Source organism: Branchiibius sp. NY16-3462-2, from assembly GCF_001594145.1.
Lineage (GTDB): Bacteria > Actinomycetota > Actinomycetes > Actinomycetales > Dermatophilaceae > Branchiibius.
In genome coordinates this window covers 1-14385 of record NZ_LVCF01000025.1, presented here as the reverse complement: position 1 = coordinate 14385, position 14385 = coordinate 1, and the positions used below count along the sequence as shown (strand labels likewise).

Genomic DNA, 14385 nt, shown 5'->3' with positions numbered 1-14385 from the left:
CGTAGTGTTCGACTGTCGATCTAAATCCGTATGGTGGAAAATGCATTCCAAAGTACACTTCATGTGCGGTAGTGTGTGACCCGCCTCACAAGGTCGTTGCTCGTTCGACATGGATAACCGGGCGACTTCCTCGATCAGACCAACCATGTCCTCGGCTGCTGTGGTCCCCTTAGAACGGGATCCGCAGCGCGGCGGGGACGGAAGCGAGATTCGAAGGAGGCCGCGATGCGTGCCACGGTCAACGGGAGCACCACGTCACTGGATGAGGTGACGGCCCACACCAACGCCCTGGACTGGTTGCGCGAGCAGGGGTTGACCGGCGCCAAGGAAGGCTGCGCGGAGGGGGAGTGCGGAGCGTGCTCGGTCCTGGTGGCCCGGCCCGACGTCGACGGCAACACGACCTGGACCGCGATCAACGCCTGCCTCATCCCGGCCCTGTCGCTGGAAGATCAGAGCATCGTCACGGCCGAGGGTCTGGGCGAACCCGGCCAGTTGCATCCGGTCCAGCAGGAGATGGCCGTCCGCGGCGGATCGCAGTGCGGCTACTGCACCCCAGGCTTCGTGTGCAGCATGGCCGCGGAGTACTACCGCAAGGACCGCACCCCAGCATCGGACGTCGGTGCCGAGGCCGACGAGCACGGCGAACACGAGCGTGGCCCCAACGGATTCGACCTCCACGCCCTCAGCGGAAATCTGTGCCGGTGCACCGGCTACCGACCGATCCGGGACGCGGCGTACGCCCTGGGCACTCCCGACAGCACCGACGAACTGGCGCAGCGGCGCTCGCAGGCCGCTCCGGCGCCCGCCCACACCGACGTGACGGTGGCCGGTGCGCGGTACGTACGACCGGAGTCGTTGACCGAGGCGATCGACCTCCTGGCTACCGGGGAGACGGCGCAGCTGGTGGCCGGATCCACCGACTGGGGTGTCGCAGCGAACCTGATGATGACCCGCGCGACGACGCTGATCGCAATCGACCGCCTTCCGGAATTGCGCGAACTGACCGAGGACGATGGTGGATTCACGATCGGCGCTGCGCTCACCCTGTCCGAGGTTGAAAGTCGCCTTGACGGGCGGATTCCGCTGTTGGACAAACTCTTTCCTCAGTTTGCCTCCCGCCTGATCCGCAACGGGGGAACCTTTGGCGGCAACCTCGGGACGGGGTCACCGATCGGGGATACCCCGCCGGCCCTCCTGGCGTTGGAGGCGTCGCTGGTGCTGGCCGGTCCCGCCGGTGAACGGACCGTGCCGCTGGCGGAGTACTTCACCGGATATCGCCAGTCGGTGCGGGAGAAGGCCGAGATCATCAAGGCCGTCGTCATCCCGAAGCCATTGGCGGCGCACACCGCCTTCCAGAAGATCGCCAAGCGCCGGTTCGACGACATCTCAAGTGTCGCAGTCGGATTCGCCATCGATCTGAGCGACGGCATTGTCGCGCGGGCACGTATCGGGCTCGGCGGCGTTGCTGCCACACCACTACGGGCGACTGCCGCGGAGGCGGCCCTGGAAGGGCGCCCGTGGACGGCCGAGACCGTGCGCGCGGCGGCCACTGCCCTGGCCGATGCAGGTACGCCGATGAGCGACCACCGCGCGAGCAGCGCCTACCGCACGGCGATGCTGCGCACGTCGTTGCACAAGTTCTTCGTGGAAACCACGTCCGTGCAGGAGGTCTCGGCATGAGTTCGTTGTCCCAGCGCCCCGCCAATCCCGTTGTCGGCGAGTCCATCCCGCACGAGGCCGCCAGTCTGCACGTCACGGGACAGGCGCTCTACACCGACGATCTTGTCATCCGGACCAAGGACGTCCTGCACGCCTGGCCCGTCCAATCGACCCACGCCCACGCGCTCGTCACCGCGGTTCGAGTCGACGACGCGCTGGCCGTCCCCGGCGTCGTCCGGATCCTCACCGCAGACGACGTCCCCGGGGTCAACGACGCCGGCGTCAAACACGACGAGCCCCTCTTCCCCAGCGAAGTGATGTTCCACGGACACGCGATCTGCTGGGTGCTCGCGGACACGTTGGACGCTGCCCGGGTGGCTGCCGGCAAGGTCGAGGTCGACTACGAACCGCTGCCCGCGATCATGACGGTCACCGAGGCCATTGCTGCGGAGAGCTTCCAAGGGGCGCGACCGCACATGGAGCGCGGCGACGTGGCGGCCGGATTCGACGAGGCCGCGCACGTTTTCAGCGGCGAGTTCGAGTTCAAGGGCCAGGAGCACTTCTACCTGGAGACCCATGCGGCGCTGGCCCAGGTCGACGAGAACGGGCAGATCTTCATCCAGTCCAGCACCCAGCACCCGAGCGAGACCCAGGAGATCGTGGCCCACGTGCTCGGTCTGGCCTCCCACGAGGTGACGGTGCAGTGCCTGCGGATGGGTGGTGGCTTCGGCGGCAAGGAGATGCAGCCACACGGGTTCGCCGCCATCGCGGCACTGGGCTCCATCCTCACCGGCCGGCCAGTTCGCCTGCGGCTCAACCGAACTCTGGACATGACGATGTCGGGCAAGCGGCACGGCTTCCACTCCGAGTGGAAGGTCGGCTTCGACGACGACGGCCACCTGCTGGCGCTCGAGGCCACGATCACCTCCGACGCGGGGTGGAGCCTCGACCTCTCCGAACCGGTGCTGGCCCGAGCGGTCTGCCACATCGAGAACGCCTACTGGATCCCCAATGTGTCGGTCGACGGCCGGATCGCACGCACCAACAAGACGTCGCAGACCGCTTTCCGTGGGTTCGGTGGACCTCAGGGGATGCTGGTCATCGAGGACATCCTCGGCCGGTGCGCACCGTTGCTCGGGGTCGACCCAGCCGAGTTGCGCGAACGCAACCTCTACGGGCCGGGGCAGACCACGCCGTACGGGCAGGAGGTCACTCAATGGGAGCGCCTCGGCCGTGCCTGGCAACAGGCCTGCGGCCAGGGTGGATTCGCCGACCGCCAGCAGGAGATTGAGAAGTTCAACGCGACGCACGAGCACACCAAACGCGCCATCGCCGTGACGCCGGTGAAGTTCGGGATCTCGTTCAATCTGACTGCGTTCAACCAGGGCGGCGCGCTCGTGCTGGTCTACAAGGACGGCTCGGTCCTCATCAACCACGGCGGCACCGAGATGGGTCAGGGGCTGCACACCAAGATGCTTCAGGTCGCGGCCACGGCGCTCGGGGTGCCGCTGTCGACCGTGCGGCTCGCGCCCACTCGTACCGACAAGGTGCCGAATACCTCTGCTACGGCGGCGAGTTCGGGTGCCGACCTCAACGGCGGTGCGGTCAAGAACGCGTGCGAGCAGATCATCGAGCGGCTGCGGCCGGTCGCGGCACAGCACTTCGGGGTCAACCCGGCTGATGTGCGGTTCGATCATGGTGTGGTCTCTGCGATCGGCAGCACCGCGGATCCGCTGCCGTGGGCCGAACTCACGAAACGTGCCTATTTCCAACGGGTTCAGCTGTCCGCGGCTGGTTACTACCGCACCGAGGGTCTGCACTGGGACTCCTCGACGATGACCGGATCACCGTTCAAGTACTTCGCCAACGGGGTGGCAGTCTGTGAGGTCGAGGTCGATGGCTTCACCGGGGCCTATCAGACGCGCCGGGTGGACATCGTGCACGACGTCGGCGACAGCCTCTCGCCACTGGTCGACATCGGCCAGATCGAGGGTGGATTCGTCCAGGGCGCCGGTTGGATGACCCTGGAAGAACTGGTCTGGGACGAGTCCGATGGTCCGCGTCGCGGGCGCTTGGCAACCCAGGCCGCCAGCACCTACAAGCTGCCGAGCTTCTCGGAGATGCCGCAGGATTTCCACGTGTCGTTGTTGGAGCAGGCCCACGAGGAGGGCGCGGTCTACGGTTCCAAAGCGGTCGGTGAGCCGCCCCTGATGCTCGCGTTCGCCGTACGGGAAGCTCTTCGGCAGGCCGCCGCCGCGTTCGGTCCGGACGGCGCGAGCGTGGACCTCGCGCTTCCGGCGACGCCCGAGGCCGTCTACTGGGCGCTGGAGTCGGCGCGGTCGGGTCAGGCTGATGGCAACGTACGCCGCGACAAGGCTGCCGTTGATCCCGAACCGATCCCGGGTGGTCACCCGATGCGTCCCGAATCCGAACGGGTCGCGGCTGCCGAGCAGCCCCAGCCGGCGGGGAGCCGGCCGTGAGTTGGGTGTCGGAGGTCGCCGCAGCACGGGCGCGCCGCGAACCGGCCGTCCTGGTGACCGTGATTGTGTCGCGGGGGCACGTGCCACGTGACGCCGGTGCCAAGATGCTCGTCACCGCGACCGCTGAGAGCGGCAGTGTCGGTGGTGGCAACCTCGAGGCCACGGCGATCGAGAAGGCCCGTGAGCTGATCGGTGGTGGTGAGAGTGCCCCGGTAACAATGGAGTTCGCGCTCAACGAGCACGCACCGGTCGAGCACGGCACTCAATGCTGTGGCGGTGAGGTGACCCTGTTGATGGAGCCGATCCTGCCGGTCCCGGCGATTGCCATCTTCGGGGCCGGGCATGTCGGGCTGGAGTTGTCACGGATTCTGGTCCGGCAGGACCTCGACCTGCATCTGATCGACTCCCGCGCAAACGAACTCACGCCTGAGCGCTTGGCGAGCCTGAACGATCCGGTCGGCACGGTCACGATCCACCATTCGCCGGTGCCCGAACTCGTCCTGGGTCAGGTGCCGCGCGGCACTCACGTGCTGATCATGACCCATGATCACTCCGAGGACATGGCGCTGTGCGACGCCGCGCTGCGCTGCGGGCACCTCGGCAGCATCGGTCTCATCGGGTCCCGGTCCAAGTGGCGCCGCTTCGAGAAAAGGCTGCTGGCCGAGGGACATTCGCCGGAGGCCGTCGGCGCGATCAGCTGCCCGATCGGTCTGCCGTCAATCAGCGGCAAGGAGCCGGCGGTCATCGCCCTCAGCGTGGCGGCGCAGTTGGCATCGCAGTTGGCGATGGTGGAAGTGTGAGGACCCTCTATCGCGCCCGGGTGTTCGACACTTCGGACAGCCCGTTCGAGGGTGGGCAGTTGCGCTCCGGCGAGGACGTCGGCCTGCTGGTCGAGGACGGAATCATCACGGCCCGTAGTGAGTTCGCGGTCGTGCGGGCCGACGCGCCGGACGCTGACGTTGTCGATGTGCGCGGCGGCGTCCTGATCCCCGGCCTGATCGACACCCACGTGCACTTCCCGCAGGTGCACGTCATCGGCGGTCTGGGTATGCCGCTGCTGGACTGGTTGGAGTACTGCGCACTGCCCGAGGAGGCGCACCTGGCCGACCGCAGCTACGCCGAGCAGATCGCCCGGGAGTTCCTGTCCGGCCTGCTCGCCGCTGGCACGACCTCAGCGATGGTCTTCGGCGCGCACTACGCCTCGGCGATGGACGCCTTCTTCGCCGAAGCGTCCCGTGTCGGGATCCGGGCCACCGCGGGTCTCGTCGTCAGCGACCGCATCCTGCGATCGGACCTCCTGACGACCCCGAAGCGGGCCTATGAGGAGAGCCGCTCGTTGATCGGCACCTGGCACGGCCGCGGGCGGCTGCGTTACGCGGTCACCCCCCGCTTCGCACTATCCGCGTCCGGGCCGATGTTGGAGTCCTGCCAGCAACTGGTCAAAGACACCCCGGATCTCTTCGTCACCTCACACGTGAACGAGAACCACCGCGAGATCGCCGAGGTAGCAACGCTTTTCCCGGACTCACGGGACTACGTCGACTGCTATGACCGGTACGGACTGCTCGGCCGACGGACCATCCTGGCCCACAATGTCCACCCCAAGCCCGCTGAGCTGTCGGCGCTGGCGTCCGCATCGGCCTCGGTGTCCCATTGCCCGACCAGCAACTCCTCCCTGGGCAGCGGCTTCTTTCCGCTCAAAGAGCACCTCGCTGCCGGAGTCCGCGTCTGCCTCGGCAGTGACGTCGGAGGTGGCACCGGTTTCAGTCTCTTCAAGGAGGGGCTGCAGGCGTACTTCGTGCAGCAACTCCTCGGCGAGGCCGGGGTGCCGCTCACGCCAGCACATCTGCTGTACCTCGCGACGGCCGCAGGCGCGCAGGCGCTCGACCTGGCCGACACGGTAGGTGACCTGTCCGTCGGGAAGTCCTTTGACGCCGTACTCCTCCAGCCCCCAACGGGATCCACACTCGACGTGTGCCTCAGAAACGCAGCGGACCCGAGCGATGCGTTGGCCAAGATCTTCGTCCTTGGCACGACGTACGACGTGGCTAAGGTCTGGATCGGCGGCGACCAGGTGCGGTCGCGCGACTGAGTCCGGTTGAAGCGGACGCGCTCGACCTCAGCTCAGCCCGCCAGGGTGGCCTCTTCGCGGTCGGGCTCGGCGGTGGCGAGTTCAGCCTGCGGCAGCGGACGTCGCCGGAAGAAGGCGGCAGTGACGGCGCCGGAGACGTTGTGCCACACCGAGAAGATCGCCGGCGGAAGCGCCGCCGCCGGCATCGAGGCGAAGTGCCCGGCGGCCAGTGATGCGGCGAGCCCGGAGTTCTGCATGCCGACCTCGAAGGCAAGCGCTCGGCGGGCGCGGTGGTCGAGCCGGGCCGCTTTGCCGGACAGGTATCCGAGGAAGAGCCCGAAACCGTTGTGCAGCACCACGGCGACGAAGACCAGCAGGCCAGAGGTGCGGAACGCAGCAGCACTGTGGCCCATCACGATTGCGACGATCAGTGAGATCGCCGCAACCGAGATCCACGGGAAGACGCCCGAGATGCGGTCGACCCAGCGCCCGGCGAGCAGACGGATCACGACGCCGAGGATCACCGGGATCAGCACGGTCTTCACGATGTCGAGGAACATCGAACCCGCCGCTACGTGCAGGTAGGAGCCGGCGAGCCACAGCGTGAGTAGCGGGGTGAGGACCGGGGCGACCAGGGTCGACAAGGTGGCCACGGAGACCGACAGGGCGACGTCGCCCTTCGCCAGGTACGTCATGACGTTCGAGGCCGTGCCGCTCGGTGCGCAGCCGACCAGGATCACGCCGACTGCCAATGCCGGGCTCAGGCCGAGCGCGTGCGCGATCGCCCATCCGGCGAGCGGCATGATGACGTAATGCGCCACGAGGCCGAGCAGCACTACCCAGGGACGCTTCGCGATGCGCGCGAAGTCCGGCGGGGTGAGCGTGACACCCATGCACAGCATCACTATCCCCAGCAGGTAGGGCACTTGGCCGGTGAACGGGGTGAAGGTGTCGGGAAGGAGATAGCCGGCTGCCCCTGCGGCGAGTACCAACAGCGGGAAGATCGTGACGGCGATGAGTGCGCTGCGGTCCTGGCGCTGCGACGGATTGTTTGAGGTGCTATCTATCTCTGACACGGTGACGGATGTTACCCCAGATCGTCCACGATGTGGAACGTAGGTCTCGCGATGTGATCGGCCCTCGTTCGTGGGTGAGGCGCCGGATCGGCGCCGACCAGGTCGTGGGCGGTTAGATAGCGACGATGCGGATGAGTCGCTCGGTTCCGACGAAATCGTCAGGGTTCCGTGTGACGAGTACGGCACCCAGGTCCGCGGCTACTGACGCAAGCAACAGGTCGATGCGGCGGGGTCGCGGGTTGCGGGTTGCGTTACGGACGGCCGCCGCGATAGCTCCGTAGAGGTGGGCGGCGTTGGACGAGTAGGGATTGGGTCGAACTGGGTCAGGATGCTCCGATACCTGGCCTCTCGCGCGCCGGCGATGATCGGGTCAGCATGGTGTTGGCCGTAGGCCAGTTCCGCACTAGTCAGCGTGCTGATCGCGGCCCGGGTGGCGATGCTGGGGATGGCATCGGGGATGTCGATGACACGCGATGTATCCAGGAGTGCGAGTTCGTGGTCAGGCGCGACTGTTCAAGGGGTCGTCGTCGATGAAGTTGTCGCCGTCGCGAATGTCTGCGAGCCACTTGCCCCGATCAAGCCGACTGTCTGGTTCGGAGAGCAGAGTGTGTGTCTCTGGGAACCGTGGTGGACGAGACGTTGCCACGTGGGGCACGACATCGGCGACGGGTTCTCCGTTGCGGGTGACCACGAAGCTCTCACCAGCAGCGACACGCTTCAACACCTCGGCGTTGTTGTTGCGTAGCTCGCGCTGCGGGATCCGGGTAGCCATGACACCAGTCTGCCGGTCCCGTAGCGCGACCGTTGCAATCAGCGGGCTCGGTTTAGTGCATAGCAAGTCGCACAGCGAGGGCGCCCATGGTGGCGGCGATGGTGCCGTCGATGACCGGCCACGTGAGCGGACGCCGGAAGAGCGGGCGGAGCAACCGCGCGCCACCGCCGAGGGCCACGAACCACAACGCGCTGGCCGAGATCGCGCCGGCCGCCACCCACCAGCGACCGACCGGATGGGCATTGGCCAGCGACCCGATCAACAGCATCGTGTCGAGGTAGACGTGCGGATTCAGCCAGGTGAAAGCGGCCGTGGTCAGCAGGACAGTCCGCAGCGTGGCCGGGGCACTCGGGGTCGCGTCGAGACTGGCCGAGGAGCGTACGCCGTGTAGACACCTTCTCGCCGACAGCGCCGCGTAGCCGATCAGCCAGGTCACGCCAAGCCACTGCAAAACCGTGAGCAGCCACGGGACGCGCGAGGTGAGCGCACCCAGACCCGCGACGCCGGCGATGATCAGCGCGGCGTCGGAGGCGATGCAGAGCACGACCGCCGGCGCCACGATGCGCGCGGGTTCACTCAAGCCGAGGCGCAGCACATACGCGTTCTGCGCACCGATCGCCACGATCAGGCTGAGGCCGGTCAGCAGGCCGATGAAGAAGAAACTCACGACTTGAGCATGCGTGCGCCGTCATATGAAGTCCAGCGAATGATTCTTATGAAACATTAGCCTTACTTCATGACGCCCGACGCCATCCAGGTGCAGACCTTTGTCGCAGTGGTCGACCACGGCAGCTTCGATGCCGCCGCACGGGTGCTGAACGTGACCCCGTCGGCGGTCTCCCAACGCATCCGCGCCTTGGAGAACGCGCTGGGCCAGACCCTGATCGAGCGAACCCTGCCCACCCGGGCTACCGCCTCCGGCACTCGGCTGCTTCGTTACGCCCGTCAGTTGCAGGTGCTGCAGGACGATCTTGCGGGTGACCTCGCCGCCGACGCCGCCGGGGTACGGGCGGTCAGCATCTCGGTCAACGCGGACTCCCTGGCCACCTGGTTGCTGCCGGCCTTCGAACGCGTGACGCGCGAACACGGGATCACCCTCGACCTGCACCGTGAGGACGAGCAGTCCAAGGCGGCGATGTTGCGCGCGGGCCGGGTGATGGCTGCCGTCACGGCGGATCGCCGTCCCGTCGTGGGCTGCCGCAGTAGCCGGCTGGGAGTGATGCGGTACCGCGCAGTGGCCAGCTCGGCGTACGTCGATGATTGGCTCAGCGGGCGTCCTCATCTCGCGCAGGGCGCCCCGATCGTCACCTTTGATCGGTCAGATGACCTGCAGCACAATTACTTTCGGGCAAATAGCGGCGAAACCCTCGACGCGCCACGACACTACATCCCGTCGACGACCGAGCATCGGTCTGCGGTGCTGCTCGGACTCGGCTGGGGGATGATCCCGGAGATCTTCTGCTCCTCGCTCTTGGGCGACGGCTCGTTGGTCGATCTGACCCCCGGCCGCACGCTCGAGGTGCCGTTGTACTGGCAGCGGTGGAAGGTCCAGTCCGGGCTGCTGGACACGGTCACCGAGCTGGTGACGGCGGCGGCCCGCTCGGCGCTGGGCTGACCTGTTAGCTGGGAGTTCGCTGGGATTTTCGCCCCCGTGTATTCCTGTCCCGCAACGGATCTCGTCATAAATGCAGATACGTCCAAGGAGGCCATCATGAGCAAGACATCCACCGCGACCAGCGAGTTCAAACTGGGCAAACTCCCCGCTCGACCGGATGCCGTCAGTTTCAAACTCACGAAGTATCTCGAGCCACGGCTGTTGCCCACCCCGCCGGCGAGCTTCGGCCACGACAGCGGAGTCGCACCGTGGCAGATGCTGGGCAACGACCACGTGGGTGACTGCGTCATCGCCGGGGGCCTCCACGAAACCATGCTCTGGACCAAGAACGGATCGCACGAGGCAGCGGTGAGTACCGAGGCAGCGATCACGAACTACTCGGCGATCACCGGGTACGTCCCCGGGCAGCCCGACACCGACCGGGGTACCGACATGGCGGTTGCCGCTTCCTATCGCCGACACACCGGCCTGGCGGACGCGAGCGGTCATCGGCACAAGATCGCGGCCTATCTGGCGTTGACTCCTGGAGATGTGCAGGAGCACCTGTTGGCGATGTACCTCTTCGGTGCGATCGGGGTCGGCGTGCGGTTCCCGGAGTCGGCGATGCAGCAGTTCCGCGATCATCAGCCCTGGGATGTCGTGCCCGGATCCCCGATCGAGGGCGGCCACTACATCCCGGCGGTGGCCCGGCGGTCCGGTCACTTCGTCATCGTGACGTGGGGTCGGGAGCAGGCGATGACCGATGCGTTCCTGCAGGAGTACAACGACGAGAGCTACGCCTATGTCTCGAAAGAGTATCTGCGACAGGGGCGTTCGCCGGAAGGCTTCAACATGACGCAGCTGAAAGCGGATCTCGCCGCACTCAACTGACGAGTGCGCCGGCACCCAATGGGTGGTGCCAAGTCCCCGTGTGCGGAGTAGAAGGGGGCGATGGCACAGACGCAGGGGGACCAAGAGCTCGGCACGATCACCACCGATATACCGGCCCGGTTGGACCGGTTGCCGTGGGCGCCATGGCATTGGGTCATCGTCATCGGGCTGGGCACGGTGTGGGTGCTCGACGGCCTTGAAGTCACGATCGTCGGCAACCTGTCCGACGTCCTGAAGGATTCAACCCACGGGCTCGGACTGAGCAGTTCCCAGATCGGCCTGGCCGGCGCGGTGTACGTGGCGGGATCGTGCATCGGAGCACTCTTCTTCGGGCAACTCACCGACCGCTTCGGCCGCAAGAAGCTCTTCATCATCACGTTGCTGGTGTACCTGGTGGGTACCGTGCTCACCGCCGCGTCGATGAACCCGGCGTGGTACTTCGCCTGCCGCTTCATCACCGGTTTGGGCATCGGCGGGGAGTACGCCGCGGTGAACTCCGCGATCGACGAGCTCATCCCCGCCGCCTTCCGCGGGCGGATCGACATCACCATCAACGGGTCCTACTGGGTGGGGGCAGCCGCTGGTTCGCTGCTGACCATTCCGTTGTTGGATCCCCAGTTGGTCAACCCGGAGTTCGGTTGGCGGTTCTGCTTCGCACTCGGCGCGATCCTCGGGATCGGCGTCCTCTTCGTGCGGCGCAATGTGCCGGAGTCGCCCAGGTGGCTGTTCATCCACGGCCGGGAGGACGAAGCCGAGAAGATCGTCGCCGACATCGAGAAACGGGTGGAGAAGGAGGATGACGTCTCGTTGCCGGAGGTCGACGAGACGCTCAAGATCCGCCAGCGGCACACCATCGGGTTGCCGACGATCGCGCGGACCGTCTTCACCGAATACCCGCGGCGCACGATCCTGTGTCTGGGCATGTTCATCGGGCAGGCATTCCTCTACAACGCGTTCTTCTTCACCTTCGGCGACACGTTGCAGACGTTCCTCGGCGTTGGTCAAACCGGTTGGTATCTCGCGGCATTCGCGATCAGCAACTTCGCCGGTGCATTGATCCTCGGCCCGCTCTTCGACAAGGTGGGGCGCAAGATCATGATCTCCGCGACGTACATCGTCTCGGGCGTCATCCTGGCCATCGCCGGGCTCGTGCTCGGCAACCTGACCGCGGTCACGCTCACGATCTTCGGCATGGTCGCCTTCTTCGTCGCCTCGGCCGGTGCCAGTTCGGCGTACCTGACGGCCAGCGAGATCTTCCCGATGGAGACCCGGGCGCTGTGCATCGCGTTCTTCTATGCGATCGGCACGGCGGCCGGTGGCATCAGCGGTCCGCTGCTCTTCGGCAAACTCATCGACAACGCGACCGCGACCAAGGACATCACCGGCATTGCGCCCGGCTACTACCTGGGGGCGGCGCTGATGGTGATAGGTGGGATTCTGGCGCTGTTCCTGTCGGTGGACGCCGCGCAGAAGTCGTTGGAGGACATCGCGCCGCCGATCAGTGAGGTGAAGTAAGAGCGGCCCGTTCTGCGTCGGTGAGCGGTAGCGGGTTGTCGGCGGCGGCGATCAGGCCGTGCAGGGTGTCGGCGAGAGCGGGCAGGTCCGCCGGCTTGAGTCCGAGGCGCCGGATCATGATCAGTGGCACGTGAACTGCCCTGTCGCGTAGGGCGATTCCGCGCTCGGTGAGGTCGATGTCGAGGGTGCGCTCGTTGCCCGCTTGTCGTTGCCGGGTCACGTAACCCTCTCGCTCCAGGCGCTTGATCAGCGGAGTGATGGTGCCCGGGTCCAGGCGCAGCGCGTCGCTGAGTTGCCGGTTGGACTGCGGGTGGCGTTCCCACAGCGCGAGCATCACGAGGTACTGCGGATGGGTCAACCCGAGCGGCTCGAGCACCGGGCGGTAGGCACCGATGATGCCCCGGGCGGCGAGGGCCAGGCCGTAGCAGACCTGGTTCTCCAGGGCGAGGGGGTCGTCGGACACGGGGTCAGTCTACCGATAGTTGGTGTACCAAGAATTGGTATACCCTCGGGTGGCATGAGCGAGGCGCGACCAACACCCATTCCTGCCGAGACGACGGGATTATCGCTGGGCTACCGCTTTGTCTGGCGGCTGCAATACACGCTGCTCGCCTGGGGTGGCCCCGCTCAGATGCCCCTGCACCGTGACCCGCGTGAGCGCATGCGCCGCGAACGTACGGCGCGTGTCCGGGCCGCGCTACCCAGCGAGATTCAGCCGGACTGAGGTTTCAGTATTTCGTCGTAGCCGAGGTCGAACTCGATGAAGTCCTCGACCGCTTGCCGGAGCCAGTCGTAGAACGTCGCGTACTCGCCGCGGTTCTCGTAGCCGGGTGAGGCGTAGTCGTGAACGATCGCGACCACTTCGCTGCCGCGATCCAGATCCCAACATGCGCAGTCATCGTTATCCTGACGCGCCGCGAAGGGAAGCAACCGGCGGCTCGGGAACCGTTCAGCCAGACCGCTGCGCTTGTCCTGCACTTGTGCCCCGTCGAGCACATGCCATGGCTCCAGGGTGAGCAAGCCGCATTCGATAAGCCTGATATATCCGTGCGGATACCAGAAGCCACCAGGTAGATCGTCTGGCGGCAGGGCGTTCGCCATGTGCCCTCCCTTTTCAATGCGCATCTTCCGAGTGTTCAGGTTGACCGTTATGCGCTGTCGCCATGAGCGGAGGTCGCACGTGAGAGATCTACCAGTTCTTGAAGGTAACTAATGTTGCCTTCGCGGGCCGGCATGTCGGAGGGTAGGTTCGCCTCTGAGTACGGAACGAGTACCTGATCCATGATTCGTAGCACCTCCTCGCGATGCTCGGAAGGAAGCTGCTCCAGGAAAAGGCCTCCGAAATTGTTTCGGATGATGAAACGCAGATCATGTGCGAGTTGTGGATCCTCGGTATTGCGAGCGATCACCTCCAGCACCCAGTCGAAACACCAGGACGCCGCCGACCATGCGCGGTCCTTATCGAAGAAGATGGCTCCTGCCATTACATCCCTCCTTGCTTGACATACCTCTACGTCGGTGAGGCTGCTGACCGACGGACGTGGCAATACTGCCGCGCCGCTGGTGGGGATGCTCGAGCATCGTGGCGTTTCCGTCGCTAGTCGAGGTGTTCCGGGCCGGGGACGCAACGACTCGTGCCGGTTTCGTCGATTGTCGCTGAGACGGCGTCGATGTCCTGAGGCATCTCGTGGCGGAGGGAACCGTCGCTCGTCGCTGCGCTCCTCGCTCCTTCTAAATCCCCGACTCCAATGAACGAAGAAGGACCGCACCCCTCGCTTGCGCTCGGAGCACGGTCCTTCTTCGTTGGCGGTGGCGGAGGGATTTGAACCCTCGGTGGACTTTCACCCACAAACGCTTTCGAGGCGTTCTCCTTAGGCCGCTCGGACACGCCACCGCCGACGAGGGTACCCGAACCGCGGTGCCACGCCCAAAACGCCGAGCCGAAGTGGCGCCTACTCGTACTGCGCGCAGTCGGCCGGCAACGTCTGGGTGGGGGTCGGCGTACTGTCGCTGACCGACGGGGCCTCCTCGCCGAGCACGACGTCCACCGAGGTGCCCGTGCGCCCGTCCTGCTGCAACGTCGCGCCGGGGAAGAGCGGAAGAACGTACTGCTTGGCGTACGCCGCGCCCTCGGTCCCGAAGCGCAACTCGCCGACGCCGTCGATCTGCTCGCCGTACGGGTCATTGCTCACCGCGCCCACCGAGAAGTCCCGGGACCGCAGCGCCGCGGCCGTCCGCTTGGCCACCCCTTTGTCCTTCGAGGCGTTGTAGACGTTCAGCGTGAACAGCGATTGCGGCGCCGGAGGCGGGGTGGTGCGGACGCAACT

The 14385-nt window shown here is 66.1% G+C and carries 15 protein-coding genes and 1 tRNA gene; 8 read left to right on the top strand and 8 right to left on the bottom strand.

Features of this window, described 5'->3' with window-relative positions; all coding sequences use genetic code 11:
* The first annotated feature begins 225 nt into the window (after positions 1-225).
* Genes AZH51_RS06065 through guaD form a run of 4 tightly spaced genes read left to right on the top strand, consistent with a single transcriptional unit; the run spans position 226 to position 6231 of the window.
* On the top strand, positions 226-1680 hold the full coding sequence (locus AZH51_RS06065; RefSeq protein ID WP_291522383.1) for an FAD binding domain-containing protein: 1455 nt from the start codon (positions 226-228) through the stop codon (positions 1678-1680).
* Positions 1677-4139 (top strand): xanthine dehydrogenase molybdopterin binding subunit, encoded by a 2463-nt coding sequence (xdhB, locus tag AZH51_RS06060; RefSeq protein WP_291522381.1) that lies wholly within the window; start codon positions 1677-1679, stop codon positions 4137-4139. The genes AZH51_RS06065 and xdhB overlap by 4 nt, the downstream gene beginning before the upstream one ends.
* A complete protein-coding gene (gene xdhC / locus AZH51_RS06055) occupies positions 4136-4939 on the top strand; it encodes a xanthine dehydrogenase accessory protein XdhC (RefSeq protein ID WP_291522379.1) in 804 nt (267 codons plus the stop codon). Before xdhB ends, xdhC begins: the two co-directional genes overlap by 4 nt.
* Positions 4936-6231: a guanine deaminase gene (gene guaD / locus AZH51_RS06050; protein WP_291522377.1), complete on the top strand. Its 1296-nt coding sequence runs from the start codon at positions 4936-4938 to the stop codon at positions 6229-6231. Before xdhC ends, guaD begins: the two co-directional genes overlap by 4 nt.
* A 32-nt stretch (positions 6232-6263) precedes the next feature.
* On the opposite strand, the gene AZH51_RS06045 is transcribed toward guaD, so the two are convergent.
* The 3 genes from AZH51_RS06045 to AZH51_RS06035 all read right to left on the bottom strand — a co-directional run bounded on the left by AZH51_RS06045 (position 6264) and on the right by AZH51_RS06035 (position 8725).
* Positions 6264-7286, bottom strand: coding sequence for a bile acid:sodium symporter family protein (locus AZH51_RS06045; RefSeq protein ID WP_291522376.1), 1023 nt, complete (start codon positions 7284-7286; stop codon positions 6264-6266).
* A gap of 499 nt (positions 7287-7785) precedes the next feature.
* Positions 7786-8058 carry a type II toxin-antitoxin system Phd/YefM family antitoxin gene (locus AZH51_RS06040; protein ID WP_291522374.1) on the bottom strand — a complete coding sequence of 91 codons (273 nt, stop codon included), beginning with the start codon at positions 8056-8058 and terminating at the stop codon, positions 7786-7788.
* A gap of 52 nt (positions 8059-8110) precedes the next feature.
* Positions 8111-8725 (bottom strand): LysE family transporter, encoded by a 615-nt coding sequence (locus tag AZH51_RS06035; protein WP_291522372.1) that lies wholly within the window; start codon positions 8723-8725, stop codon positions 8111-8113.
* Between the two features lie 69 nt (positions 8726-8794).
* On the opposite strand from AZH51_RS06035, the gene AZH51_RS06030 reads away from it, so the two are divergent.
* From AZH51_RS06030 to AZH51_RS06020, 3 genes are all read left to right on the top strand, one after another.
* Positions 8795-9673 (top strand): LysR family transcriptional regulator ArgP, encoded by an 879-nt coding sequence (locus AZH51_RS06030; protein ID WP_291522370.1) that lies wholly within the window; start codon positions 8795-8797, stop codon positions 9671-9673.
* A gap of 96 nt (positions 9674-9769) precedes the next feature.
* Complete coding sequence (locus AZH51_RS06025) at positions 9770-10543, top strand: hypothetical protein (RefSeq protein WP_291522368.1); 774 nt, start codon at positions 9770-9772, stop codon at positions 10541-10543.
* A gap of 60 nt (positions 10544-10603) precedes the next feature.
* Positions 10604-12058, top strand: a complete 1455-nt coding sequence (locus AZH51_RS06020) for an MFS transporter (protein ID WP_291522366.1) — start codon at positions 10604-10606, stop codon at positions 12056-12058.
* Here AZH51_RS06020 and AZH51_RS06015 read toward each other — a convergent pair.
* A complete protein-coding gene (locus tag AZH51_RS06015) occupies positions 12042-12521 on the bottom strand; it encodes a MarR family winged helix-turn-helix transcriptional regulator (protein WP_291522364.1) in 480 nt (159 codons plus the stop codon). The two genes, AZH51_RS06020 and AZH51_RS06015, sit on opposite strands and share 17 nt — an antisense overlap.
* A gap of 54 nt (positions 12522-12575) precedes the next feature.
* Between AZH51_RS06015 and AZH51_RS06010 the strand changes: the two genes are divergently transcribed.
* The gene (locus tag AZH51_RS06010) at positions 12576-12782 is read left to right on the top strand and encodes a hypothetical protein (RefSeq protein ID WP_291522362.1); all 207 of its coding nucleotides are present in this window, start codon (positions 12576-12578) and stop codon (positions 12780-12782) included.
* Here AZH51_RS06010 and AZH51_RS06005 read toward each other — a convergent pair.
* The 4 genes from AZH51_RS06005 to AZH51_RS05990 all read right to left on the bottom strand — a co-directional run.
* The gene (locus tag AZH51_RS06005) at positions 12770-13159 is read right to left on the bottom strand and encodes a hypothetical protein (protein WP_291522361.1); all 390 of its coding nucleotides are present in this window, start codon (positions 13157-13159) and stop codon (positions 12770-12772) included. The two genes, AZH51_RS06010 and AZH51_RS06005, sit on opposite strands and share 13 nt — an antisense overlap.
* A gap of 47 nt (positions 13160-13206) precedes the next feature.
* Positions 13207-13542 carry a hypothetical protein gene (locus tag AZH51_RS06000; protein WP_291522359.1) on the bottom strand — a complete coding sequence of 112 codons (336 nt, stop codon included), beginning with the start codon at positions 13540-13542 and terminating at the stop codon, positions 13207-13209.
* Positions 13543-13862: 320 nt separating this feature from the next.
* Positions 13863-13952 (bottom strand) — tRNA-Ser (locus AZH51_RS05995).
* Between the two features lie 58 nt (positions 13953-14010).
* Positions 14011-14385, bottom strand: a 375-nt coding sequence (locus tag AZH51_RS05990; protein ID WP_291522356.1) for a LytR C-terminal domain-containing protein, incomplete at its 5' end; no start/stop codon positions are given.

Excerpts from the sequence above, each read along its gene's own strand:
- AZH51_RS06065 (WP_291522383.1), top strand. The coding sequence starts at position 226 with ATGCGTGCCACGGTCAACGGGAGCACCACGTCACTGGATGAGGTGACG.
- AZH51_RS06000 (WP_291522359.1), bottom strand. The coding sequence starts at position 13,542 with ATGGCAGGAGCCATCTTCTTCGATAAGGACCGCGCATGGTCGGCGGCG.
- AZH51_RS06010 (WP_291522362.1), top strand. The coding sequence starts at position 12,576 with ATGAGCGAGGCGCGACCAACACCCATTCCTGCCGAGACGACGGGATTA.
- AZH51_RS06020 (WP_291522366.1), top strand. The coding sequence starts at position 10,604 with ATGGCACAGACGCAGGGGGACCAAGAGCTCGGCACGATCACCACCGAT.
- AZH51_RS06040 (WP_291522374.1), bottom strand. The coding sequence starts at position 8,058 with ATGGCTACCCGGATCCCGCAGCGCGAGCTACGCAACAACAACGCCGAG.
- AZH51_RS06005 (WP_291522361.1), bottom strand. The coding sequence starts at position 13,159 with ATGGCGAACGCCCTGCCGCCAGACGATCTACCTGGTGGCTTCTGGTAT.
- xdhB (WP_291522381.1), top strand. The coding sequence starts at position 1,677 with ATGAGTTCGTTGTCCCAGCGCCCCGCCAATCCCGTTGTCGGCGAGTCC.
- AZH51_RS06025 (WP_291522368.1), top strand. The coding sequence starts at position 9,770 with ATGAGCAAGACATCCACCGCGACCAGCGAGTTCAAACTGGGCAAACTC.
- AZH51_RS06030 (WP_291522370.1), top strand. The coding sequence starts at position 8,795 with ATGACGCCCGACGCCATCCAGGTGCAGACCTTTGTCGCAGTGGTCGAC.